The following is a 24,628-nucleotide window of genomic DNA, read 5'->3' as shown; positions in this document are numbered from 1 at the left end:
ACATCGTCTCAAATAGGAAAGGCCTGTTGAACACTTCAACAGGCCGAGTACCGGCCGCTTGTCGTGCGCGGCGCGATAAAGTTTCCGCCCGGCCGTCCCTTCTAGAATAGACGGTCTCAAGCGATATTTAGTTACAAACTTGTCCCTTCATTTCCATTCGAGCCGCTTAATTAAACACCACGGTCTTGTTGTGATGCACCAGAATCCGGTCTTCCGCATGCCATTTGACCGCACGCGCCAGCACCACGCGCTCGATCGTCCGGCCGATCCGTTTGAGCTCCGGCACGTCGTCGCGGTGGCTGACCCGCTGCACGTCCTGTTCGATAATCGGGCCTCCGTCCAGCTCCTCGGTTACATAGTGCGCGGTCGCCCCGATAATTTTCACGCCCCGGTCGTACGCCTGCGCATACGGCTTGCCCCCGACGAACGCCGGCAGGAACGAATGATGGATATTGATAATCCGGCTACGGTAATGCTCGATAAAGTGCGGCGATACGATCTGCATATAGCGCGCCAGCACGATCAGGTCGATCTCTTCGCCCACCGCTTCGAGCTGCATCCGCTCCGCTTCCGGCTTGTTGTCCTTCGTGACCGGGATATGCCGGAACGGGATGCCGAACGATTCGACGTACTCCCGCATATCCGGGTGGTTGCTGACGACGACCGCAATGTCCGCGTCCAGGTCGCCAGCCTGCCACTGCCACAGCAGTTCGACCAGACAGTGGTCTTCTTTCGAGACGAAGATCGCGAGCTTTTTCTTATGCGCCGCGCGGTAGATCTTCCATTCCATCGCAAACCGCCCCGCCACTTCGGCAAAGTCCGCTTCGATGCCCGGGAGCGCCGCGTCCAGTTGTTCCGCGTCGAATTCGATCCGCATAAAAAACATCCCGCCGTCCGGGTCCATCGTGTACTGGTCGGATTGGACGATGTTTGCGCCGTGTTCGAACAGAAAACGCGATACCGCCGAAACGATGCCGGGACCGTCCGGACACGAAATCAGCATGCGCGCCCGGTTATCCGGCGGTTTGCGGTCCGCGCGGTCCGCGGCTTTGATATGAAGTTCCATGTATAAAAAATCCTCCTTGTGTCCGAACGCCGCGTTAACGCAAGCAAGAGATAAGGCGCGCCGGTTCCTGTGTGATAAAGCGTAGGGGCGCGGGCGGTTCGGCCATTCGTTAGACGTCCGCCGATCCCGCCGCCCCTGCGCAATTTTTCATTTCGTTACGTCACTGTCGCTTCGCCGCGGCGAATGCTCAGAAGCGCTTCAGCGCTTCGCGGCCCGCCAGTACGGTTACGAGGCGCTTGTTCAGTTCTTCCTCGCTCAGCCCCGGCAGCACCGCCGCTTCGATCGCCCGGTCGTACAGCCGTTCAAGCGGCTCTCTCGGATCGGCTTTTTTGGCTTTGGCGTCGCTTTTGAGCAGCGTCCACGTATCGAGCGTAAACGTTCGCGGATCGATGCCTTCGGCCGCGAAAAAGGCGTGCAGCTTCTCCACGTCTTCCGCAAAACCGGCGCCGAAGCGTTCGCCCGCGTTTCCGCGCAGCAGCGCGATTTCGATCTCGTACATCGGGCGCTGCGTTTTCACGTCTTTGCCGATCCACGGCGTTTCCAGAATAAACGGCAGATGCCCGAGCGACGCATGGTTGACGACCCGGTCGATCGCGTCGAACCCGATCCAGCCCGTGCCGATCGGCGTATGGCGGTCTTTGTGCGCGCCGACCGGATTTTTGCTGTCGTTGATATGCATCACGCCGAGCCGGTCCAGGCCGACGATCCGGTCGAACTCTTCCAGCACGCCGTCGAAGTCGTTCGCGACATCGTAACCGGCGTCGTGGATATGGCAGGTGTCCATGCAGACGCTGAGGCGGCCGTTATCCGGCACTTTGTCGATAATGCGCGCGATCTCTTCGAACGTGCGGCCGACTTCCGTGCCTTTGCCCGCCATCGTCTCGAGCGCGATATTGACGTCCGTTTCCGCTACGCCGCTCAGCACTTCCGTAAGTCCCGCCGCGATGCGCTCGATGCCGTACTCCAGGTCTTTATCGGTAAACGCGCCGGGGTGCAGCACGATCTGCTTGGTCCCGATCGCGTGCGTGCGCCGGATTTCTTCCTGCAAAAAGCTGACGCCCAGCTCGTACGTATGGTTTTTGTAAGAGCCCAGGTTGACGATATAAGGCGCGTGCACGACGATCTCGGGAACGCCGTTTTGCTCCATAATCTTGAGCCCTTCTTCGATATTCATCGTGTCCATGGGCTTGCGCCGCGTATTCTGCGGAGCGCCCGTGTATATCATGAACGACGTCGAGCCGTAGCTTTGGGCTTCGTTCGCCGCGCTCACCAGTCCCTTGTCCGAAAAGGACACGTGGGAGCCGATCTTCAACATGGTTCATCCTCCTCAATATCGGGACGCCTCGATAAAACGGGCTGTCCAAATCTTGTTCCATTTTACCGTGAAGGCGACAAGAAATCCATGCGTAACATCCATAAGCCGAAAGAGGCCGGATAAACCGGGAAATTTGAATCCGAACGGCGCCAGGCGTTTAATGAGTAGTACGAGGTTGGAAACGTTTCGCAAAAGCGGTTCCCATGATAAGGAGGAGCGGTATGAAGATCGCAGTCAGCGGAGGAACGGGATTCATCGGTAAAAAATTGACGGAGCGGCTGAAAAAGTCGGGGCACGAGGTGGTGATCATTTCTCGCAAATCGGCGGAAGACGGCACGGGGACGATTACGTGGGACGAAATCGGGCGGAATCCGCAGGCGCTGGCCGGCTGCGACGGGATCGTCAATCTGGCGGGGTCTTCGCTCAGCCAGCGCTGGACGGAGAAGGCCAAAGCGGAAATGGAGCGGTCGCGGCTGGAATCGACGCATAAGCTGATTGCGGCGATCCGTTCGCTGGAGCGCCCTCCGTCCGTATTCGTGCAGGCTTCGGCCATCGGCATTTACGGCACGTCGGAAACGGCGGTATTCGACGAAAGCTCGCCGCCGGGCCGATTGGACTTTCCGTCGCAGCTGTCCGTCAAATGGGAAGCCGCGGCCGACGAACTGCCGGCTTTGGGAGATATCCGGCTTGTCAAATTCCGCATCGGATTGGTGCTGGGCCGCGAAGCGGGCGTGTATCCCGTGCTCAAGCTGCCGTACAAGCTGATGGGCGGAGGACGCCTCGGCAGCGGCAAGCAGTGGATGTCGTGGATTCATATCGACGATCTGACGCGCCTGCTCGAATTCTGCCTGACCCATGACGATATTTCCGGCCCGGTCAATGCCGCCGCCCCGAACGCTGTCACTCAAGACGAACTGGGCCGCGCGATCGCCCGCGTCCTGCATCGCCCGCACTGGTTCCCGGTCCCCGCCCCGCTTATGCACGCCGCGCTCGGCGAAATGTCGCTGATGGTGCTCGGCGGCCAGCACGTCGTCCCGACCGCCGCCGAACGCGCCGGTTTCTGCTTCGAGCATACGCAGGCGGAAGAAGCGATTCGGAATTTGGAACAGCCAAAAGGATAAAGTAATCAGGAATCGCTACTAAAACAAAGACCAATAAAAATAACTTGAATCTTATCTATTACTTGTTTTTTTCGATATCAAGAATTAATATTATCCTAAGTGAAATATCAATTTGCTAAGCTCACGAAAGGAATGATGTTTGATATGTCTACTCATACAGCTTCAGTACAGCCGCTCGAAGCAACAACGAAGATTAGCCGTTCAGGGCAAACAACTTTCCCGGCAAAGATCATGAAACAACTTGGATTGAAGGAAGGCGATCAAATTCGATTCGTGTTGAATGCAGAAGGCGTGCTTACTGTTGAACCAGTTCAATTGCTCTCTGCAGAACAACTATATGGAATGTTCAATCAACCTGATGACGATGATAAATTTGTTTTAGACCTGAATGCAGCCCGTGAAGAACGAGCAGGACAAATTTTGGCAAATGTACGTGCTGGAGGGGAATAAGTTTGACAAGGCAGAAATACGAGATCTGGATTGATACAAATGTAATTATGTACTTCTTACGAACAAACGCCGATCATTCCCCTTCTGCTCTTGCGCTGGTTCAGAAAGCTGGAGAAGGAGCTTTTACGCTGAAAATTTCGCCAGTTGTTATCTATGAATGCGTGTTTGTCTTAATGGGTAAAAATTTTAGACTGACTAAGGAACAAGTAAAAACAGCGCTCATTTCTTTCATCAATCTAAAAGGAATTGAATGCGAAGAAAAAAGTGTGGTCGAGGAAACACTTAATCATTATAGCCGCAAAAAAATCGATTTTGTCGACGCTTATCTGGCTGCGCATGCTCGTTCTGTTACACCGGCTAACATTGTAACGGTTAACATTAAAGATTTCAAAAATCTTGACGTTTCTGCACAAACACCCGAAGAAATTATTCGAAAACTTAAAGAATCCGAAGATTCCGAACCTGAAAAATGAAACATCAAGAAACCCGATCCTCCGTAATGGAGGATGGGTTTCCCGATGCTATGGGACGCCGTCGGCGTCCCTCTATTTCTATGCTTTCTCCAAACAAAGCCGAATCAAATCGTCCACATGCGCCGTCGCCAGACATTCCACCGTATCGGCGGCGCCGTAATAAATCTTCACTTCGCCGTTCTTTTCCAGCACCATGCCGCCGGGGAAAATGACGTCGTTGCGGAAGCCTCCGCCTATTTCGTACGGCGCTTCGGGCGCCAGGAGCGGCGAAGCGCTCATGCCGAGAATCTTCCTCGGATTATCGAGGTCCAGCAGCATGATCCCGGCCGTATACCGCTTTTTCCAGGACTCTTCCCAGCCGTTCTTGCCGCGGGAAGGATCGAGATCGACCGCATGGAAAGTGGTCAGCCAGCCTTTGTCCGTCTTGACGGGCGGAGCGGCCGGACCGATCTTGTCGTTGGCGAACGGCACCTGCTCCACCGCCAGCAGCAGGTCCGAGCGGCCCCAGTGCACCAGGTCCGGCGACTCCGAGATCCAGGTATCGAACCGGTTGATACCGCCGCGGCTGTACACGGTGAACGGACGTTCCAGCCGGATATATTGGCCGCCGATCCGTTCCGGGAACAGCACCATATTGCGCAGATCCGGCGTGGACAGGCTCAGCACTTCGAACGATTCGAAATCGTCTGTCACCGCGATGCCGCCCCGGATGCCGTGCCGCGTATCGACGGCGAAGCACATATAGCAGCGGCCGTCGATCACGGTCAGCCGGGGATCGTAAGCGCGCACGATTTCTTCATCTTTCATCTTGAACACCGGCTTGGGCCCCGCGGTCCAATGGATGCCGTCGTCGCTGAACGCGATGCCCAGATCGGTCGTATGGCTCGGCTCGATCGTTTGCTTCTCCGGCAAACCGTAATCGCTGCGGAAGATCATTGCGTAGCGGCCGTTGAATTTGGTCACGCCGGCATTGAACACCAGCGCGGTCGGATAAGGAATGCGAGCCGCGTCCAGCACCGGATTGGCCGGATGGCGGCGGATAAACGGACTGGACGACAGCGCTCCGATCACGGGTGTATTTTGCCTATTCATAACCGGCGCTCCTCCCATTTCCCAATAGAAACGATCTCTCCGTGCCCCGCAAACGGATAGTCGATCGTAATCCGCCCCGCCCGGCAGTCGCCGACGCCGCTGTACAGATCCGCTTTGCCGTCCGGCCGCATCACGATGCCCGCGGCGAACACGCAGTCGGTTAAATCGGGCAGCTTGGCGGGTCCCGGCGGATAGCAGGAACGGCTGCCGATGATATGCGGATTCGACGACTCGCGCGTAACCGGATCGAAGATAAAAGCCATATTCAGATAGACTTTGATCTCCTGTCCGCTGTCTTCCCGGTCGCTGTAGCAGATATGGCCGACGACCCCGACCCTGCCGCTGTCGAGCAGATAGGCCTGATTGACGCCGCCCCATTCGCCTGCGCCGAAAATGCCGTGAATGTACGGAGCGTTCGCGATCACGTCGGCGGTCAGTTGATCCAGATTGTCGATGACGGTAAAGCCGATCATGGACTCGCTGCCGAATTTTTCTTTCATGCCGGCGCCGCGCGGACGCGAGAACACGCCGATTCGTCCGTCCGCCAGCGGAACGAGGCGAATATCTTTCATCCGGTCCGGCCCGGTGGTGAAATAGTACAGATCGTGCAGATCGCTGCCGCGGAAAAAGTAGCCGAAAAACGTGCTGTATGCGCCGCTTTGGAACTGCACATGCGTCCCGCCCAATACCAGTTCGTCGCCGATCTCGGTCACATAAGGGTCTTCCAGCGTATAGATCATGCTGTCCGGCGCCACCGTCCATTCGTCCGGTCCCGTTTCCTCGAACAAACGCACCCACGAACGAACCCATTCCTCGCGGCGCTCCACCCGTCCGAATACATAGCGCCTGCCGCCCCGCTCGAACGGAATCGAGATATTGTACACATCGAACCCGTCCACGCCGTGAAAAGTCAGCGCCGCGCTGTCGTAAATCTTTTTCGCGTCCTCGAATTCAAGTCTTTGCTGTTTCAGCGTCACGATGATTCCCGCCTTTCTTCTTTTTGCGATAGCAGCTGCTCCGCTTACCGCCGCTTATTGGTTAACGGAAGCTTGATAAGCCTCGAACTGCTTCTGATACTCCGCCACAACCTGGTCCAATCCGGCTTTCTTCATTTTATCCAGCGCGGCCGGGAAAGCCTGATCGTAATCCTGCACGCCCATATAGATCGGGGTGATGCTGGCCGAAGCTTCCGACATGATATTGGTGTATTCCGTTCTGACGTTGGTCGGATCGAAAATAAAATTCGCCGCAATACTGTTGGTCGCGTCCGGGTTCGGTTCGAACAGCACTTTATTGTTGTCGGGAATACTGTTCTCCAGATCGAAGCGCATCAAGTTGACGTTGCCGTTCTGCGAATCGGAGCCGCGATAGCCCGGATTGTCGTTGTTGCTCGGGTCCGGGATCGGTTTGAGTCCTTTGTCGCCGTCTTCGGTATAATGCTTGCCTTCGATGCCGTACTGCACCAGATCGTAATTCTCCTGGCTCGCCAGCATCCAATCCATCAATTTGACGGCCGCTTCCGGGTGCTTGCTGTTCACCGGCACGGCGTTCCCGTTTTTGAACGTCAGCGGGCGCATGTATTCTTTTTCCGGATTGAACCAGACGACGCCGATATCGTCGACGGTCGCGTCCGGGTTATATTTTTGCAATCCGCTCAGGCTTCCGCCGGTTCCCAGCCGCACGAACCATTCGCCGCTGTCGAGCTGGGCGTCCACCTGTTCCTGCTTCATGACCAGAATATCCGGGTTGGTGATGCCTTTGGTGTACAGCTCCCGCATAAACGCCGCATCCCGTTTAAACTCGTCCGTTTCGATCCAGGATTTGACCTCGCCGTTTTGATTCACATAGAAGAACTTGTCTTTGACGGTAAAAGGAAACGTGTCGTACGTCCGGTGCAGCATGGAAGTATGCAGAAAGATCGGATCGAAGTCCGCGCGCGTGCCCAGATATGGCCTGCCGCTTCCTTTCCAGTTCTTCATTACCGTTTCCCACGCGGCGATCAGTTCGTCCGGGGTGGCCGGCTCTTCGAGATTGTTCTCGCGCAGAATGTCCCGGCGGATATTGAACTCGCCTTCGCTCGCCATTTCGACCCAGTACGACGGAACCGCGTAGTAGCGGCCTCCGATCTTGGCCCCGTCGAAAATATCCTGCGGGATCTGCTGTTTCAAATTCGGGCCGTACTTGTCGATGTCGTCCGTAATATCCGCCAGCGCGCCGCGATTGTAGTAGCTGGAGAACGGCGTGCGGTCCTGCATGACGTGGAACAGATCGAAGTCTTCGCCGGTGGACAGCATCAGATTCAGCTTCTGGTCCCATGCGTCCCACGGAATGTAGACTTTCTCGACTTCCACGCCGACGCCGTCCGCGGCCAGCTTTTCGTTGACTTTTTGGAACACTTCTTTGTAGTCTTTGGGCTCCGTGCCGGGCACCAGATATTTGATCTTGACCGTCCCGGACGCGGAATCGACGCCCGAATCCGGCGTGCCGGCCGAATCCGAATCTTTGCTGCACCCGATCAACGCCGACAAGGCAAGCACCGCGGCCAGCAGCAGCGCGTAATATTTTTTCATCACTAAACGAACCCCCTTCGATAATCGCGTTTATGATTGGCTTGTTGCGTCCGAATCCCGCGCACGCGCTCAGCCTTTGACCGAACCGATCACCAGGCCTTTGACGAAATATTTTTGCAAATAAGGATACAGGAAAATGATCGGCCCGATCGTCACCACCGCCGTCGCCATCTTGACCGCTTCCGTCGGCAGCTTGGCGTCGCTTGAGCCGGCCAGCATCGACATTTCGTTCAGCATGCTGATCTCCGACTGCATTTGCAGCAGCATGAACTGCAGCGGGTACAGGTCTTTGCTGTCGATCAGCATGATCGCGTTCCACCAGTTGTTCCAGTAATCGAGTCCGTAGAACAGCGCGATCGTCGCCAGCACCGGCTTGCACAGCGGCAGATAGATGCGGAACGCGATCGTGATATCGCCCGCTCCGTCGATCGTCGCCGACTCGCGCAGCGAATCCGGAATCCCGCTCATAAAGTTGCGCACGAGGAACAGGTTGAACGGGCTGAACAGCAGCGACGGGATAATCAGCGCCAGAATATTGTCGGTCAGCCCGAGCGCCCGGTTCATCAGATACCAGGGCACGATGCCGGCGGAGAAAATCATGGTGATAAAAAAGTACAGCGCCAGCACATTGCGGGATTTGACGTTTTTGTTCGCCAGCGTATACCCGGCCATCGCCGTAATCAGAATCGCAAGCGCGGTGCCGACGACCGTGACGAAGATGGAGATGCCGTAGCTGCGCAGCACCTGGGAACCGCCGGTAAAGATCAGCTTGTAGGCGTACAGCGAGAACTTTTCCGGGAACAGGCTGTAGCCGTTTTTCAAAATGGCGTCTTCGTCCGTGACCGAGATCATCAGCACCAGCAGCATCGGGAGCAAACACAGCGCGGAATAAACCGTAATTAAAGCAACCATAATCGTCCTGCCGATTGAAAACGTCTTCATCTTATCCCTCCAATCCTTGCCCTTACCCCAACCCCGCCGGACTCGGACTCAATACAGTGCCCCGTCTTTGAAATATTTGCGGGTGATGGCGTTTGTGCCGAATACGAGAATAAATCCGACGACGGACTGGAACAGCCCCACCGCCATCGCTTCGGACGGATCGCCGATCTGGCGCAGCGAACGGAACACATACGTATCGATAATATCCGTCGTCGAGTACAGCGTGCCGTTGTCGCCGATCAGGGCGTAGATCATCCCGAAATCGCCGTACATAATCTTGCCGATCGACAGCAGCGTCAGAATAATCACCGTCGGCATCATCAGCGGAATCGTGATGCGCAGGCACATCTGCCAGCGGTTGGCTCCGTCGATCTCGGCGGCTTCGTACAGCGTTTCGTCGATGCCCGTGATGGTCGCCAGGTAGATAATCGCGCTCATCCCGGCTCCTTTCCAGACATGCATTACCGTCAGGATCGCCGGCCACCACTGCGCTTCCGTATACCAGTTGATCGGAGCGAAGCCGAGCGTGCCGAGCATTTTGTTCACGACCCCCATATCCATCGAGAAAAAGGCGTATAGCACATAGCTGATGACGATCCACGAAATAAAGTTCGGAAACAGCATCATCGACTGGCTGATCTTGACGAACAGCTTTTTGCGCAGTTCGTTCAGGATCAGCGAGATCGCCAGCGCCGCCAGCGTGCCGAACACGATAAACAGCAGATTCAGAAACAGCGTATTGAAGGTAACCGCAAACGCTTTGTTCGACCGGAAAAAGAATTCGAAGTTCTTGAAACCCACCCATTCGCTGCCGAATATCCCTTTCATATAATTGAACCGCTGGAACGCGATAATCATATACGGATAAGTCATATACCCGAAAATAAACGTGTAGGCCATCGCGGGCAGGACGAGCAAATAAGAAGTTCCGTTTCTGCGAATATCCGACAGCATGCCGAATCCCCGCCGTCGTTTCTTGTTCAAGGTTCCATCCCTCCCGTCGTGATGATTGCAGGCGGCCGCCGCTTTCGTGTTCAGCGTATCGCTTGTTCGCGCCTCGCGTCTATTTCAAAATCCGGGAATCGCTTTCACTTTGCGGCGCAGGGCTTTCAAATAAACGAACCGGCTTTCATTTTCGCGCGATTCTGTACCTTTTGCGGCGGATATGGCCTATAGTGAGGAGATTAGTTCAGCAGCATCCGGGAGGGAAGCACCGTGCGGACCATGATGAACCGGCTTGTCCGGTACAAAGCGTTTCAAAAACTGACGATTTCTTATTTCCTGCTTGTTCTGCTCACGGTGGGCCTGCTGTCCACGGTCTTGTTCCATCTGTTCTCCGGAAGCGCCGTCAAAGAGATCGACCGCAATTCCAAAGCCATGCTGTCCCAGGTCAGCTACGCGTCGGACGTGGTATACAACCAGGTCATGACGATGGGCAGCGCGCTGCTGATCCGGCCGGAGGTGGCTGCGTTTTTGAACGACAAAGTAGAGGACAAAACGAACAACTATCATATTTTCCGGCAGATGTCGCAGATGATCGGCGTATATCCGTATATCCACAGCGTCGGAATCTATCGGCCTTCCACGGGGAGCGCGGTCGATACGGCGGGACTTCCGTTCGATCCTTCGATCAGCATGCTGGGCGCGGAGGGGTATATGGAATTTTATCCGCGCAGTATCAAGATCGCCCACCGCAACAACGACGAGCCGCTGCGGCTGCTGACTTTTCTGCTGTACCCGGAATTTTCGTTCCAGACTTCGGACAATCCGCTCATTTATATCAATGTAGAAGAAAAGTCGATTCTGACCACGATCCGCAGGATCAGCAAAGCCGATTCCGCAAGCAACGTGTTCGTGATCGACAAGGAAGGCCGGGTCCTTTCGCATACCGATCCGGCTTTGTTTCTGGAAGATTTGTCCGGAGAAGATTATATACAGCGCATTTTGAACCAGGGCGAAGAAGAAAACAGCTTTACTTCGACTATTCAGGGCAAAAAGAATCTGGTGACCTACGTCAAATCGGAAGAAATGGACTGGTACTTTGTAAGCGTTTTCCCTTATTCCGGCCTGATCTCCAATATCGACCGGCTGCGCAATGTTACGCTGCTCGTCACCTGCGGCATCGTGCTGGCCGGACTGCTGACTTCCATCCTGCTGTCGCGCAGCATCTACCGGCCCCTGTCGACGCTGCTGGAGAAACTGATGCCGGCCGCAGACGGGAATCCTCCCGATGCCGGTTCGGCATTTGTCGACGAATACAAGATGATGACCGAAGTCTTCCAATCGCTGGAGGAAAAAGAAAAAACGATGCAGTTCGTTATCAACCGCTCGTCGCGCACAATCCGCGAACATTACCTGCATTCGCTGCTGCGCGGTCAATCGCTTGCACCTTCGCTTCCGGGCGAACTGATTCGCGATATCGAAGAAAAAGCGGCGGGGCCTTACTTCGGGGTGCTGGTGTTCCGGGTGGACAAGCCGCAGGCGGAAAACGCGCAGGGCCGATTCGAAGCGAAGCAGCAGCCTTTGCTGCGCTTTGCGATCGGCAATATTGCCAAAGAAATGCTGGAGCCGGTCGGCCCGTGCGACTACCTGATTATGGAGGAAAACGAAGCCGCCGCGATTCTTCAATACGAGCACAACCGGATGCCGGAAGAATTGGAGCCCGTTCTGCGCGGTATCCAGCAGTTTCTGCACCGCTACTTCAAGCTGACCGTCTCGATCGGCGTCGGGGATATCGGCTTCGGCCGCAAAACCTTATCGTCTTCTTATACGTCCGCGCAGCAGTACGTCAAGTACCGGCTGATTTACGGCAAAGAAGCGGTGCTGGATGCCGCGGCGACGCGCCCGCATCTGATGAATGCGCTCAGCTATCCCGCCGCTTACGAGCAGAAGCTGATCGACGCCGTGCAGTCCGGCAGGCCGGATCGCATCCGCGAAGCGATCGGACAGTTCGTCGAACAGCTCTCGACCGGCTCGATCAGCCAGGTGGTCGCCTACAGCACCCAGCTTATGCTTTCGCTGCTCAAATATTTCGATTACTTGCAGCATGTGCCGGACTCCAACTTCAACGAATACCTGGACGCGGTCACGGATATCGAGTCGGCCGAGTACCTGACGGAGATCGAAGAAATCTTCGACCGCTACTGCGCCAATCTCCGCGCGCTGATCGAAGAAAAGAATTTGTGGATGAACGCCCAGAAGCACAATATCGTGATCGAAAAAGTACAAAACCATATCCAGGAACACTATGCCGAACCCAATCTGTCGCTGGAGCTGGTGTCCAGCATCGCCGGTCTGTCGCCGAGTTATCTGGGCAAACTGTTCAAAAGCGCCGCCGGCCAGTCGTTCAGCGAATACCTGAGCCATACCCGGCTGGAGAAAGCCCGCGAACTGCTGTCCTCAACCCCCGCGACCGCCGCCAAGATCAGCGAATCGGTCGGCATTTACAATACGCCCTATTTCTCGACGCTGTTCAAGAAGAAGTACGGGCTGACGCCTTCGGCTTTTCGGGAGCAGGAAGCGATGCGCGAAGCGGAAAGTGCGGGGGAATGAATGGGATAAGAATGTGGTATAATATCTATATGAATTCCTACTATGCCTTAAGGGGGAACGAGCATGGCTACTTCCGACATCAAACAGCCAAGAGTTAAATTCTCTACACAAGATAAGCTTGAAAAGTTCATGATACTCGCAAATGAAAAGAATCCGAATACCGAGAAGATTTTAAATATGGTTAAAAATACACCAGCCACGCCTAGAAGAAAAAAGTAAGATGACTTTATCTTTCGATTATCTTTCCGAAGAGACCTATTGGGAAACAGAGAACTTCGATTGCGGTGAAGAAACAGTAAACGAATTTTTGAAAGATCGTGATGAAGCTCTGGAATATCAAAAACACAACTCTGCAATTACTCGACTCTATTATGATTCCGAAAATAATATGATCGGTTTCTATACAGTCCAAGTTAGTTTACTAGATATTGATCGACAGTCTATTAAAAATCTGGATTGGAACAAAAAGCTTCCAAGACTAAAATCAAGTTTTCCGGTTATACATGTTCTTTATTTTGGCGTTGATAGCCGACATGCTCGCAAAGGCTACGGCCGTCAAATGATGAGAGATATTTTTGACATGGCTTTTGAATTAGTACGTAATATGGGTTGTAATTTCATATTTGCCGAAGCAATAAAATCCGAAAACACATTAAAGTTTTATACCGAATTGGATTTTCGCGAGATCGATGAGGATGATTCTACTTTAAGTACCACAAGAATGGTTTTCAAAATCGATATGCCTGCTAAAGAATAAGCCATCCTTTGCGGATGGCTTATTCTTTATTTTCTCACCCGCACCGCAGCGTATACGAAATTCCCGCGATCCGGAACGTATCGCCTTCATTCAATTCGTACGCTTTATACGGCGTCAGCGCTTCTTCGTTCAACGTCGTCCCGTTGCGCGAGCCGATATCGCGGATCACGCAGCGTCCTTCGGACAGCTCCAGTTCGACATGCGCCCGGGAGATTCCGGCGGACGTCTCGATATGCTGCGCGACGTCTTCGGCGCGGCCGATCGTAAAGCTGCCGGACGGCAGCGGAATCGTGCGCGGAGAAGCTCCTGATTCCGCTCGCTCCAGCCGGTAGCGGGGAACTGCCGGAACACCGGCTTGTTCGCGCTGCGCCGAGCTGCCGCGCGCGCCGTCCAGCATGACCGTAGGCTGCGAAGCGGGCGGCCCCAGCATGCCGGTGCCCGGAACCGGCGAGGCCGGAACCCCTTCGGCGGCGTATCCGCCTGCGGCGACAGGATAAGCGCCCGCAGCCGGCTGCGCTTCAATGCCGGAAAGAGCGGCCGAATAACCCGGTTTCAGAAAGTCTGGAATCCCGGCGTAGGTTCCAATGCCGCTGCCGTTCGAGTCGGCACCGGTTTCGCTCCTCCCATAGATCGAACCCATCGCCGACGCGCGGGGTCGTGGCGGCTGTTCCGCCATTTGTTCAGATCCCGGCCCTGCCTGCCGATTGCTCATGCCGTAACCCTGATCGCTGTAGGACACCCGATGACCCTGCGGCGCTGCCGCCGGCGACGAAGACCAGGACGACAGCGCTTCGGCTTCTTCCTCTTCTTCCCGCCGCGCCGCGTTTCGGCCTCCCGGCTTCAATTTGTTCGTCCAGCCCAGATAAGCCAGTGTGCCGAGCAGCGGCGTCAGCACAACGCAGATCAGCAGATTGAACGTGCTCGGAGCGCCCAGGTACAGAAACTTCCACAATACTGCCAGCAGCATCAGGCAGACGAGCGGAATCACCAGCCGGTTTTGCGGCGGCTTCGTATCGTCCTCCTGCTCTTCGCTTCGGTCTTGCCCGAAGGTCGCCTTACTTTCCTTTCCGGCTTTTGAACGGCCCGACGCATTCCCGCCCTGGCTTTTGCCGATAGAGATACCGAACAGCTTACGTTTGCCATCCTGCTCTTCGTCCTCCGCGAATTCCGTATCCGTATCCGCCGCTCCCGGAGCGCCGATTCCCGGCCGTCCAAAGCCCCGATCGTATTCGACCGGCGCCGGGCCGCTTCCATACATTTCGCGCGGCGCTTCTACTGATGGGCTGCCATATCCATACGGTCCTTGATCGGTATTTGCACGTTCGCCGCTATGAGAATAAGGATCGCCCCCCGGCCGCGCTTCTGCTTGAACGCCCGACTCTCTCCACCCGTGCTGACCGCTTTCGGCCAGCAGGCCGATCAGCAGGCTTTTGAGCGTTTGCAGCGAAAAAGAAGATTGTTCGCAAAGATGCAGGATCCGCTGGATTCCGCTGCCGCGCAGATCGTCGATCGCCGTCATCCAGCGCGACGCCAGCCGCCCGATGCGTTCGCGGTTCGGCTCCGCCGGCGCGTCGTTCAGCGGCAGATACGTCAAATAGATCGTGCCCGCCGAAAGCGGACCGTCCACAAACATATAATCTTCTTGCAGCCAAAATCCGTTGGGATTCAGCATATACGTCATGCCGTATTCAAGCGCCGTCACGATTTGCAGCAGCAGCGCGTAATATTCGACCAGCGTGAGTTTTTCCGTTTTAAGCCAGGACGACAGCATTCTTTTCCCGCCGATATCGTAATGCAGCTGGGCTTCGGAATCCACTTCGCGCACATGCAGATTCAGTACGTGCGGAACGTTCGAAGCGGCCAGCATTTTGATCTGCACGCGGTTCAGCCGGTCGGCGGTCAGCTTCTGCCCGCTTTTCAGAACCAGATACGTCGTATCGCTTTGAATAAAATCGGTCTCAAATTCCTCCATCGTCGAAGCACTCCCCCGGTACATAGATCGTTCCCCTGCCTGTTCGCAAATCTTCTATAGATACATGTAAAAATATCCGACAAACGCGCCCGGCAGCACCGCCCACATAAACGGGAACGTCAGATGATTGACCCGGTCGGCCGCCAACGCTCCCCTATTCCGAAACACAACCAGTCCGGCCAAACTTTTGAACATGCGTTTGACGCGAACCATGCCTTCCCGCCGCCAGCACAGAATGCCGATCCCGATCGCGGCCGCAAACAGGATCGAGTACAGCAGCGTCTGCGCGGCGAAGAGCACGCCGGTCCAGGCTCCGATTCCCGCAAACAATTTGACGTCGCCGGCTCCGACCGCTCCCAGCAGATACAGGATCAGCAGCACGGCAAAGCCCGCCGCAAAACCTTTGGCCGAGAACAGCAGTCCTCCCCAGCCGTGCGCCAATCCCTGATACAGAAAACCGCTGACGATAAAAGGCAGACTCAGCTTATTCGGGATTTTGCTGAAGCGGATATCCGTCACGAAAGCGGCGAGCAGGAAACAGGCGCAGCCGATATAGGCGAGTATCTCGTTCATTTCGATTCCTCCAATTCTTGTTGACCCGTACGCGCTCAATCGTCCTTTTTGCGCACGTCAAACGAAGCTTCGGTTGTCGTTCCGGCCGTTTCGACGATCAGCACCCATTCGCCGGGCGTGGTATTGCCGCCGACCAGCCAGGTCCAGGACAGATTGCCCGAAGCATCGGCCGTTTGACTGCCCAGATACCTGGCTTTGCTCGCCCCGCTTTTGTACATGATCTTGATCGTCGCGCTTTGCCCCGGTTCCACTTTCGCCGTGACCGTCGCCCGATGTCCCGGATACGCGGGACTCGGCACGGACGTGATCGTCGCCGCGCCGCCCGTTTCCGCGTCTTCGCCTTCGCCTCCGCTCCCGCCGGTTTCGCCCGTGTCCCCGATCCAAGCCCGCTCCTCCGCTTTGGCCCGGATCGACAAGCTTTTGCCCGTAAACGGAACTTTGAGCGGCAGCTCGTAAGTCAGCTCCAATCCGAAGTAAGGCCGATTGCTCTCGCCGGTCGAGGGCACGGTAATGCCGATCACATGCAGCTTGTCCGTCCGCAGCGGTCCGTTCTCGATCAGCGGCTGGAGAATAGGCTTGACCAGCGGGTCGAGCACGGCGGAAGCCGCTTCGTCCTTGAGCGATTGCAGCGGCAGATCGCCTTTGGCGGCGGCCTGCTTGACCCAATCGCCGACCGGCTCCGGCAGCGAAGACGCATACTTGTCGGCAAGTTCGCCGAACGAAATTTTGGAGAACCCCTGCAGCGCTTTGGATACTTTCTCCGTTTTCTTCAAGTGATCGGCCGCCATCTGCACCGGATACAAATGCGTCGAAACCTGCTTGACGCCTTCCGAAGCCGTACTTTGCAGCACGGTCGAATAAGCGGTCATCTGGACGATATACGCCAGGAAAATAAACATAAACAAAAAGATCGGCAGCACCAGCGAAGCTTCGACGACGATACTGCCCCGCTCGCCTCGCAAATGACTTTTTCTCGATACGCGCCGCTTCCTATCCATCCCCGCTCCTCCATCCGTCAATACGAATAGTCCGCCTGGACCGGAACGCTGTATGTACTGCCGCCTTCCCATGTGCCGTCTCCGACATGCAGCGTCTCCATCACACCCGGCAGAAACCAGACCGGCATAGTCATCGAAGCGTCTCCCGACAAGTACGTATAGTGCTCGTCCGGATTGACGCCGGTATTGAACCGGATCAGCGCAAGCATCCGCGACAATTTATTTTCGTTAGCCGGATGGGCGAACAGGAACAGCCGCAGATGATCTTTGTACGTCAATTGGATCTTGAGCGTTTTGGCCAGTTCGATATGTCCGTCTGCGATCAGCTTCGCCATATCCGCGATCGAGTTGATAATGCCCTGCAGAATCGCTTTGGCGAGAATCACCAGCGGATTGCCGTAAGCCAGAATCGCCGGATCGGTCAAAGCTTCCATCGTCCTGATCGCCAGCCGCATGCCGAAGATCTCCCCGTACGCCGCCGCGATATTGCCGCCCGGATTGGCGAAGCCGTACAGAATGTATTCCAGCTCCTGATTGTCGACGCCGAGCAGTTCCGCCGCCGCTTCGCCGTCCAGACCGCCTGCTTCGCCGGTCAATTCTTTTACCTTGCTGAAATCGAAATTGGTAAAGTGGTCGGAAGCGTATTCGTTTTGCAGCAGCCGGTCTCCGGTCGCATCCAGCAGGGAAGAGATTCCGCCGAAAAATCCGTCCATGTCTTCCATCGCGTCTTTGCCGGCCGTATTCGGATCTTCATCGGTCCTGCCGATTTTTTCCGGACTATTCTTTCTGCTGTTCAAAGCCAGATTTTCGTTAAAAAAGCGATCCAGTTCTTTGAAATCGTCCATATTCTGCTCCGATTTCTCGATCATTTTGATCAAGCCGCGCACTTCCTTGAGTTTGCCTTTGGCTTCTTTTTCCGCCTTTTTGCGCTCCTCGTCGTCTTTGCGATGTTCTTCGAACTTCTGCTCGATCGCCCGGATCGCGCTGCCGCTTTTGCCGTAACGATCGGTGTACGTCCCTGCGGCCCGACCGGCGGTAACGACCATTCGTTTCAGGTTGTACGCGCTTGTTCCGGCATCGCCGAACGCCCTGCTTATTTCGGCCAGCATCTGCGTTACCTCACGCTGCGAGTAAGCGGAATCGCTGCCCTGAGCATCGATATACCCTTCCATCTGTCCAAAAAAAGCCGAGTCCAGCAGCAGTTTGTCGAGGTTATTCCGGGCGGAAGAGTCTCCTGCTCCGGGACCGCCTTCGGCGCCTGGAATATCCGAGCCGCCTACAAGGTCGTAGTCGGCGTCGGCGTCGCGCGTTTTGGACTCTTCGATCACGACCGCCATCTGTTCGTTCAGTTCTTTCGCTTTACCGAGCTGTTCGCGCGCATCGGCTATTCGGTCCGGATGCGGCGGAAAAGCTTTATCGGCTGCTTTGCCGATCTTCCTGGCGACAAAAGGCACGGAAGTCTCGTAAGCGGAGACACGGGCGGACAGATCCATCCATTCCTGAAATGCCGGGTTTACCGTATTGTCGGGATCGAGCGGCGGAGGCGGCGGATTCTCTTCGAGCCGTTTCTTCTGCACTTTGTAATCCGAATACTGCGCGGCCAGCTCGGCCGCCGTCGTGACCGCTCCCGTCAGCGGCACGCTGGCGATATCGCCTGCGCCGCCCGTACCGATTAAACCCGGCAGATCTTCCGCCGGCGCTCCCGCTTTTTTCTGATACTCCAGCATTTTGTCCAACGCCGCTTCGCGTTTGTCGTACAGCTTCTGAAGTTTCTCCATCACTTCGATCGCGCCCGAGGCTTCTTTCATCGCCTGCGACATCGGTTTGAAGCGGCCGACGACTTCGATGGCAAAGTTAACCGGCGCTTTGTATTTCATTTCTTCGTTGATTTGTCCTTTGAACACTTCGTAATTCCCGAGCTCGCGGCTGAGTTCGACCGAAGACGTAAGCAGCTTGGCGTCCATGATCGGCAGCACGTCTTCTCTCGCTTTGTATTCCAGACTTCGCTCCAGCACGCCGGAGAAAATAAGGGTAGGATCGGTCTCGCCGTAAGCAAATAACCCGTAATCCTGCTGAAATTCCGGCACGTAAGCCGACATAACGGATCTGGAGGCCGCATGCACCAGCCGTTCGGTCTTCGCTTTGAGCGCCGCCATCCGCGAGTAGTCGATAAAAATCGCCACAAACGCCAGCGTCACCGCGAGAATCAAGCTCAGGAAAATCGAAACCGAGCCGCGCGTTCCTTTCCATAAGCGCGACCGCCATTCAAACTGCTGGCCTGCCGGCCGCGAATCCGATGTGACGGAACCCGTTCTTCGAGAGCAGGATATTTCGTTTGAATTCGCTGCATTGTTTCGGGCCGTCAAAATTTCACCCCCGCCGCCCGGCGTATACCGGCCGCAAGGCGGCCGGAACGATCTTTGCCGGTATCCGTTCATTTTTTCAATTTCTTGCTCAACTGCCTGCCGGCGTTCTCCGACGTCATCGCTACCGCCGCTCCGCCTTTCTCGGCGTTCGGAACGGCTTCGTCGGCTTTGAATTTGCCCGCGTAATAGCGGACGAGTTCGATATTGCGGATAAACTCCACCGGTTCGACGACCGTCGAGTACTGCGAACCGCCCATATCGCCACCCGTAATGCGTTTGATCGGCGTCAGCGCAAGCGGCGTATGCAGCACGGCGGTAATTGGGTGCAGCAGTCCGCGCTTGTCGGTCATCGTCCCGCTCATGCCGGCCGGCAGCTCGTTTGCCGCGGCCGCCATTTTTTTCGAACCGAGCGACTCCCCGCTTCCGCCCGGCACGCCGATCGTCTCGGAAGCTTCCGCTCCGCCGAGCGCGCCGAACACCGAACCCAGCAGCTGATCTTCCGTCAGCCGCCAGTAGAGGTCTTCCCTGTCTTCTTTGCCTTCTCCGAAACTTCCGTTCCGCGCGTCTTTGTGGCTGTTGTTCCAGCTGTACGCCGCCCGCTCCGATGTGATCGCCGAAGCCTGTACGAGCATAGCGCTCTGGTACAGGTAGAGGCAGAGCATCAGGACCATGATTGCGCACAGCATGACAACCGGCATGATCAAGGACGATTCGATAGTGAAGCTGCCGCGTTCGCCGGAAAAGATCCGTTTATGTTTCGGAAAAAATTTCATAGGTGTCCAAAGTGGAATCGAGGTGTCTCGTTTACTTATTTTCACGCTTTTGAAGGATCGACTTCTTTGAAGAAATTGTCGGTTTGCGTATCCAACTTACCGAATAATCTGTCGATCAGATCGGCAATCTGATTTTTAAAAATCAGCGCAATAATCACCGTCACCGCGATAATCAAAATAATTTCCAGCGTTCCCAGCCCGTCTTCTTCTTTCCATACATTTTTAAGTTTCGAACCGATTGTTTGCAGCATACGTTGTTTCCTCCTCTGTAAATAGTCTTGCTTTGTAAAATTCCTACATCTGAATCAGCATCATAGCCGGGCCGCCGACCATCAGCAGCACGACTCCGAAGATCAGCACCATCGGAAATACCAGCTTGGACGACGCTTTCTCGCCCTGGATACGCCCCAGCGCTTTCCGCTTGTCCCACAGCGTGCGCGACAGGTCGCGCAGCGCCAGCGCAAATTCGCCTCCGCCGCGCTTGTGATTCAGCAGCACCGTCGTGACGAATACCGTCGATTCCTGCACGCCGCAGCGTTTGCCGAACTGCTCGAACGCCTGGTGAAAAGGATCTCCGCTGCGCCACTCGCCGACCATTCGCTCCAATTCCTTGTACAGAGGATGGCCGCTGCCTTCTTTTTGCTGCGAGCAGCGCAGCAGCGCCTGCTGCACCGTTTCGCCCGCGCCGACGAGCAGCACGATCTTGTTCAGCATTTCCGGCAGCTCCATCAGAATCTGTTCTTCGCGCTTTTTGACCTTGGCCGCCAGGTCTTTAATCAGCGCGGCCGGCAGCAGAACGCCAAGTCCCGCTCCTATCAACAGCCACATCGCCGATCCGCCGGACAGCAGCGCCATAACGCAGCCGAACGCGACAAGCAGCAGCGCGTACAGCAGCATCTGCGCCAGAAACAGCATCGTGCGCTCCGCGCTCTCGCGCAGCCCTTCTCCCCGCTGAACCGAAGATTGCAGCTTGTGGAAAAAGATCGGAAAGCGCGCGGCGACTTTCAGTTTCTCCACCAGCGCCAGCATAGGCGGAAGCAGCGCTCGTATCCGAATGCCTTCCATCGGCAGCGCGGCTATGTAACGATGCTCCTTCGTGCGTTTCGTTAATGCGTACAGCAGCAGAGCAGCCAGTGCCAGCAGCAGAATCAAAGCGGCCGCCGCCGTCATAAGCCTCGCCTCCTTTCGTCAAATTTGGATATTGGTAATGCGGTTCATCAGCCAGGCACTCAGGAAAATCAGCGCCAGGCCGACCGTCGCCAGAGCGATGCCCGCCGCACTGCCGTACAGCGGAGCCATAAATTCCGGCGCGGACGCGTTGATAAACACAATGAAAATAAACGGGGTGCCCAGCAAAATATTCGATTCGAACTTCTTCTGGGCGATCATGACCGAAATATCCTGCTGGATCTCCATTTTCTCCCCGATCACGGTCGAGGTCCGCCGCACCACTTCGATCAGATCGCCGCCGGTCCGTTTGCAGGTGACGAACACATCGATAAAGTTGTCGATATCGTCGATCTGCGAGCGACGGCCGAAGTCCAGCAGCGCCGCCTCGATCGGTTCGCCGTACTCCAGCCGGGTCGAAATGACGTTCAGCTCGCGAATCATATCGCTATTCCCTCCGGGGTACAGCAGTTCCAGGTCTTTCGCCGCTTCGCGAAACGCATTTTCCACCGAACGGCCAGCGGACATCGATGACGACAGCGAGTACAGCGCCTGCTTGAAATGCAGCTTCAGCAGCGTGCGCTGCCGCTTTATCCGGTTGGTGCGCCAGATCCCCGGCGCTTTAAGCGCGGGCAGCGTAAGAAGCAGCGCCAGAAACCACAGTTTGTAAAACAGCATCCCGACCGCAAACAGCACCCCGGCGAATAAAGCGATACTCAGCAGTCGTTCGCGCGCGCCCAGCGTATAAGCCGTATAGTCGCGCAGTCCGGCGCCGCCCGAAACCGTGCGTGCCGATCCATCGGATTCGGACCGGCGTCCCGCCGCGCCCGGCTTTGCCGCGTTCCCGCGTTTGCCGCCGCTTCCTTTGCCCGCCGCGGACACGGCTCTTCCGCTACGATGCAGCAATTTATTCACCTCCTTTCGCGGCCAGACCGGCAGTGCGCCGCCAGTCTTCCACGCCCGCTTCCCTCAATTTTTCCGGATGCGCCATCGGTTCGCCGGAACGACGCAGCCGTCCGACGATCCGTCCGCCCTGTTCGCCTTCTTCTTCAAACCGGAACAGAGGACGCAGCTCGACTCTTCCTTCCTTCATCCCGACCACTTCGCCGATCTCGACCACCCGGCGCGAACGGTCGCGCAGCCTGGACAAATGCACGAACAGGTCGATCGCCGACGAGATCTGCTGCCGCACCACTTCGACCGGCAGGTCGGCTCCGCCCAGCACCATCGTTTCCAGGCGGCTGAGCATGTCTTTCGCGCTGTTGGCGTGGCCGGTCGAAAGCGATCCGTCGTGTCCGGTGTTCATCGCCTGAAGCATATCGAGCGCTTCCGCGCCGCGCACTTCGCCGACCACGATGCGGTTGGGCCGCATCCGCAGCGAAGAGCGGATCAGGTCGCGGATCGAAATCTCGCCTTTGCCTTCCATATTGGCGTTGCGCGTTTCCAGCGATACCAGGTTGGGCACCGTCGTAATTTGCAATTCCGCCGAGTCTTCGATCGTGATGATCCGCTCGTCGTCCGGGATATACTGCGACAGGGCGTTCAGGAACGTCGTTTTGCCCGATCCGGTTCCGCCGCTGATAAAAATATTGTATTTGCAGCGCACCAGCGTTTTCAGAAATTCCGCGGCTTCTTCGTCCAGCGCGCCCCGTCCGACCAGATCGGACATGGTCATCGGTTTCTCGGGAAATTTCCGGATCGTCATCGTCGGGCCTTTGAGCGCGATCGGCGGCAGCACCACGTTGACCCGCGATCCGTCCCTGAGCCTCGCGTCGACGATCGGCGACGACTCGTTGACGATCCGATTGACGCCCGATACGATCGTCTGCACGATATCTTCCAGCTTCTCGCGCGATTCGAATGTCTGCGGAAGGCGGCTGACTTCCCCGTTTCGTTCGATAAAAATTTCCTCATGACCGTTGATCATGATCTCGGTCACGCTTTTGTCGTCCACCAGCGGCTGCAAAATATCCAGTCCCCGGAACGAATCGTAGACCCGGCGCACCATCTTCCGCTTCTCGCCGGACGTTCCGGACGCGACGCGCGAATCGCCCAGCACCCGGCGCTCGATCAGCGCCATCAGCTCGCCGTCTTCCGGCGTCTGCGTGACATCCAGCGCGGAGCGGACTTCCGCTCTCAGCGCCTGGAACAGTTCTTCTTCCGCGATGCTCATCGTCGTCCCAGCTCCATCTGTTCGCAGAGTGTCAGAATATCGCGCTGGAAGATCGGCGAGCCCAACAGCACATCTTCTCGCGACAGGTATTTCCACGACGGAATATAAGACAGAAAGCCGGCGGGCTTCAGCTCCGACCCGGGCAGCGCGTTCTCCAACCTGCCGCCGTAGCGGTTTACGACGAACGTCGTTTTTGCAAGCAGCGCGTAAAGCGGTTCCGACGTCCTTCGCCGCCGGTCGGCGATCCAGGCCGCCGTTTTGTTCAGATGCAGCAGATCGTCGGCCAGCAGCCAGATCACCCGATCCGCGCGCTCCAGCAGCGTTTCGGTGCGTTCATGCCACTGCGTATCCGTATCGACAATCACCGAATCGAACATCCCGCTGCGCGCGATATGATCGATCAGTTCCTTTGTATCCTGCCCGTTCATTTCCAGCAGTTCGTCGGGATTCTCCAGCGCCGGAAAAGCGGAAGCTTTAATCGTTTCCTTGAACGGCGCGCAGCGGGAAAACGGAGTCCGGCAGGGTTCTCCTTTCTCGCGCGCCGCGCGCAGATCGTACAGCAGTTCCGCCAGACCGCTTTCGCCGGCAGCCGCCCCGCCGCTGCCTTCGCGAAAAGAAGCGGAGCTGTCCAGCGTTTCCAGGCTCAGATAAAATACGCGGACTCCGCGGCTGCCGAGCTGCTTGGCCAGATTCAGCGCGACGGTGGTCTTGCCGGCTCCGCCCGCCGCCGAGTAGACCGCTACGACCTCCGCGCCCGCGGACGCTCCCGCCGTCTGCGGCGCGGAGCTGCCCGCCAGATCCAGCACCGCCGTCAGCAGCAGGTTAAGCGGCTGAAACGGCAGCAGCACGGGACCCCCGAGCGAGATGCTGTCCTCCCCGCCGCCGAGCGCCGCCCACGGCACGCCCCGCCGACCGTCTTCCGTCAGCCACGGCTTCAGAAAAGCCGGCTCGCCCAGCACGAAATCGGGCCGTTCGCGCCGCATCGCTTCGAGAAACGGCTCGACTTTTGAAAAAGCGCGTACGCCGATCTGTTTGGCAAACTCCCCGGTGCGCGCGTACAGCAGAAAAGGCTCGATATACTGCTCGTCCTCCACCGCCAGGATCAACTGCATGTTTCGCATTCTTCTCGTTCTCCTTCCGCCTGCCGAAAACACAAAAAAAGCACCGCTCGCAGACCTGCCGTATTCGGCAAATCACGAGCGGTGCTTCCGCCGTGTTCCTTAAATTTATCCTCACAATATCATAGAGACGGCGAGCAGGCAAGACCC

Annotated in this window: 23 protein-coding genes; 6 read left to right on the top strand and 17 right to left on the bottom strand. The window is 56.5% G+C overall.

Going from position 1 to position 24,628, the window contains the following annotated elements:
* Positions 1–166: 166 nt before the first annotated feature.
* Both purU and QWJ34_RS02615 read right to left on the bottom strand, forming a co-directional pair.
* Positions 167–1,066 (bottom strand): formyltetrahydrofolate deformylase, encoded by a 900-nt coding sequence (gene purU / locus QWJ34_RS02620; protein ID WP_302725483.1) that lies wholly within the window; start codon positions 1,064–1,066, stop codon positions 167–169.
* Positions 1,067–1,253: 187 nt separating this feature from the next.
* Positions 1,254–2,381: a deoxyribonuclease IV gene (locus QWJ34_RS02615; protein ID WP_302725481.1), complete on the bottom strand. Its 1,128-nt coding sequence runs from the start codon at positions 2,379–2,381 to the stop codon at positions 1,254–1,256.
* Positions 2,382–2,602: 221 nt separating this feature from the next.
* Between QWJ34_RS02615 and QWJ34_RS02610 the strand changes: the two genes are divergently transcribed.
* From QWJ34_RS02610 to QWJ34_RS02600, 3 genes are all read left to right on the top strand, one after another.
* Positions 2,603–3,502 (top strand): TIGR01777 family oxidoreductase, encoded by a 900-nt coding sequence (locus QWJ34_RS02610; RefSeq protein ID WP_302725479.1) that lies wholly within the window; start codon positions 2,603–2,605, stop codon positions 3,500–3,502.
* A gap of 144 nt (positions 3,503–3,646) precedes the next feature.
* Positions 3,647–3,952, top strand: coding sequence for an AbrB/MazE/SpoVT family DNA-binding domain-containing protein (locus tag QWJ34_RS02605; protein WP_302725478.1), 306 nt, complete (start codon positions 3,647–3,649; stop codon positions 3,950–3,952).
* A 2-nt stretch (positions 3,953–3,954) separates the two neighbouring features.
* Positions 3,955–4,425 carry a type II toxin-antitoxin system VapC family toxin gene (locus QWJ34_RS02600; RefSeq protein WP_302725477.1) on the top strand — a complete coding sequence of 157 codons (471 nt, stop codon included), beginning with the start codon at positions 3,955–3,957 and terminating at the stop codon, positions 4,423–4,425.
* A 78-nt stretch (positions 4,426–4,503) separates the two neighbouring features.
* On the opposite strand, the gene QWJ34_RS02595 is transcribed toward QWJ34_RS02600, so the two are convergent.
* The 5 genes from QWJ34_RS02595 to QWJ34_RS02575 all read right to left on the bottom strand — a co-directional run bounded on the left by QWJ34_RS02595 (position 4,504) and on the right by QWJ34_RS02575 (position 10,013).
* Positions 4,504–5,517 carry a glycoside hydrolase family 130 protein gene (locus tag QWJ34_RS02595; protein ID WP_302725476.1) on the bottom strand — a complete coding sequence of 338 codons (1,014 nt, stop codon included), beginning with the start codon at positions 5,515–5,517 and terminating at the stop codon, positions 4,504–4,506.
* The gene (locus tag QWJ34_RS02590) at positions 5,514–6,494 is read right to left on the bottom strand and encodes a DUF1861 family protein (protein WP_302725475.1); all 981 of its coding nucleotides are present in this window, start codon (positions 6,492–6,494) and stop codon (positions 5,514–5,516) included. The genes QWJ34_RS02595 and QWJ34_RS02590 overlap by 4 nt, the downstream gene beginning before the upstream one ends.
* A gap of 54 nt (positions 6,495–6,548) precedes the next feature.
* A complete protein-coding gene (locus QWJ34_RS02585; protein ID WP_302725474.1) occupies positions 6,549–8,087 on the bottom strand; it encodes an extracellular solute-binding protein in 1,539 nt (512 codons plus the stop codon).
* A 69-nt stretch (positions 8,088–8,156) separates the two neighbouring features.
* Positions 8,157–9,029, bottom strand: a complete 873-nt coding sequence (locus QWJ34_RS02580; protein WP_302725473.1) for a carbohydrate ABC transporter permease — start codon at positions 9,027–9,029, stop codon at positions 8,157–8,159.
* Between the two features lie 48 nt (positions 9,030–9,077).
* Positions 9,078–10,013 (bottom strand): ABC transporter permease subunit, encoded by a 936-nt coding sequence (locus QWJ34_RS02575; protein WP_368046218.1) that lies wholly within the window; start codon positions 10,011–10,013, stop codon positions 9,078–9,080.
* Between the two features lie 240 nt (positions 10,014–10,253).
* Here QWJ34_RS02575 and QWJ34_RS02570 point away from each other — a divergent pair, with 240 nt between their 5' ends.
* The 3 genes from QWJ34_RS02570 to QWJ34_RS02560 all read left to right on the top strand — a co-directional run bounded on the left by QWJ34_RS02570 (position 10,254) and on the right by QWJ34_RS02560 (position 13,338).
* Positions 10,254–12,581, top strand: a complete 2,328-nt coding sequence (locus QWJ34_RS02570; protein WP_302725833.1) for a helix-turn-helix domain-containing protein — start codon at positions 10,254–10,256, stop codon at positions 12,579–12,581.
* Between the two features lie 63 nt (positions 12,582–12,644).
* Complete coding sequence (locus QWJ34_RS02565) at positions 12,645–12,800, top strand: hypothetical protein (RefSeq protein WP_302725472.1); 156 nt, start codon at positions 12,645–12,647, stop codon at positions 12,798–12,800.
* Position 12,801: 1 nt separating this feature from the next.
* Entirely contained in the window at positions 12,802–13,338 is a 537-nt protein-coding gene (locus QWJ34_RS02560; protein ID WP_302725471.1) for a GNAT family N-acetyltransferase, read from the top strand.
* 34 nt (positions 13,339–13,372) lie between these two features.
* Here QWJ34_RS02560 and QWJ34_RS02555 read toward each other — a convergent pair whose 3' ends face one another.
* The 10 genes from QWJ34_RS02555 to QWJ34_RS02510 form a co-directional block, all read right to left on the bottom strand.
* Positions 13,373–15,310: a DUF6382 and FHA domain-containing protein gene (locus tag QWJ34_RS02555; protein ID WP_302725470.1), complete on the bottom strand. Its 1,938-nt coding sequence runs from the start codon at positions 15,308–15,310 to the stop codon at positions 13,373–13,375.
* 54 nt (positions 15,311–15,364) lie between these two features.
* Complete coding sequence (locus tag QWJ34_RS02550) at positions 15,365–15,883, bottom strand: A24 family peptidase (RefSeq protein ID WP_302725469.1); 519 nt, start codon at positions 15,881–15,883, stop codon at positions 15,365–15,367.
* Positions 15,884–15,918: 35 nt separating this feature from the next.
* The gene (locus QWJ34_RS02545; protein ID WP_302725468.1) at positions 15,919–16,881 is read right to left on the bottom strand and encodes a TadE/TadG family type IV pilus assembly protein; all 963 of its coding nucleotides are present in this window, start codon (positions 16,879–16,881) and stop codon (positions 15,919–15,921) included.
* Positions 16,882–16,898: 17 nt separating this feature from the next.
* On the bottom strand, positions 16,899–19,064 hold the full coding sequence (locus QWJ34_RS02540) for a hypothetical protein (RefSeq protein ID WP_302725467.1): 2,166 nt from the start codon (positions 19,062–19,064) through the stop codon (positions 16,899–16,901).
* Positions 19,065–19,315: 251 nt separating this feature from the next.
* On the bottom strand, positions 19,316–19,945 hold the full coding sequence (locus QWJ34_RS02535) for a pilus assembly protein (protein WP_302725466.1): 630 nt from the start codon (positions 19,943–19,945) through the stop codon (positions 19,316–19,318).
* A 116-nt stretch (positions 19,946–20,061) separates the two neighbouring features.
* Positions 20,062–20,271, bottom strand: a complete 210-nt coding sequence (locus QWJ34_RS02530) for a Flp1 family type IVb pilin (protein ID WP_302725465.1) — start codon at positions 20,269–20,271, stop codon at positions 20,062–20,064.
* A 43-nt stretch (positions 20,272–20,314) separates the two neighbouring features.
* Positions 20,315–21,190 carry a type II secretion system F family protein gene (locus tag QWJ34_RS02525; protein ID WP_302725464.1) on the bottom strand — a complete coding sequence of 292 codons (876 nt, stop codon included), beginning with the start codon at positions 21,188–21,190 and terminating at the stop codon, positions 20,315–20,317.
* A gap of 18 nt (positions 21,191–21,208) precedes the next feature.
* Positions 21,209–22,102, bottom strand: coding sequence for a type II secretion system F family protein (locus QWJ34_RS02520; RefSeq protein ID WP_483314232.1), 894 nt, complete (start codon positions 22,100–22,102; stop codon positions 21,209–21,211).
* Positions 22,095–23,360 (bottom strand): TadA family conjugal transfer-associated ATPase, encoded by a 1,266-nt coding sequence (locus QWJ34_RS02515; RefSeq protein WP_302725462.1) that lies wholly within the window; start codon positions 23,358–23,360, stop codon positions 22,095–22,097. The genes QWJ34_RS02520 and QWJ34_RS02515 overlap by 8 nt, the downstream gene beginning before the upstream one ends.
* The gene (locus tag QWJ34_RS02510; RefSeq protein WP_302725461.1) at positions 23,357–24,481 is read right to left on the bottom strand and encodes a nucleotide-binding protein; all 1,125 of its coding nucleotides are present in this window, start codon (positions 24,479–24,481) and stop codon (positions 23,357–23,359) included. Before QWJ34_RS02510 ends, QWJ34_RS02515 begins: the two co-directional genes overlap by 4 nt.
* Between the last annotated feature and the right edge of the window lie 147 nt (positions 24,482–24,628).

Origin of the sequence: Saccharibacillus sp. CPCC 101409 (genome assembly GCF_030518235.1) — a bacterium.
In the GTDB taxonomy this organism is placed as follows: Bacteria; Bacillota; Bacilli; order Paenibacillales; family Paenibacillaceae; genus Saccharibacillus.
Note: the sequence above shows the minus strand (reverse complement) of the source record. Positions and strands in the feature narration are given on the sequence as shown.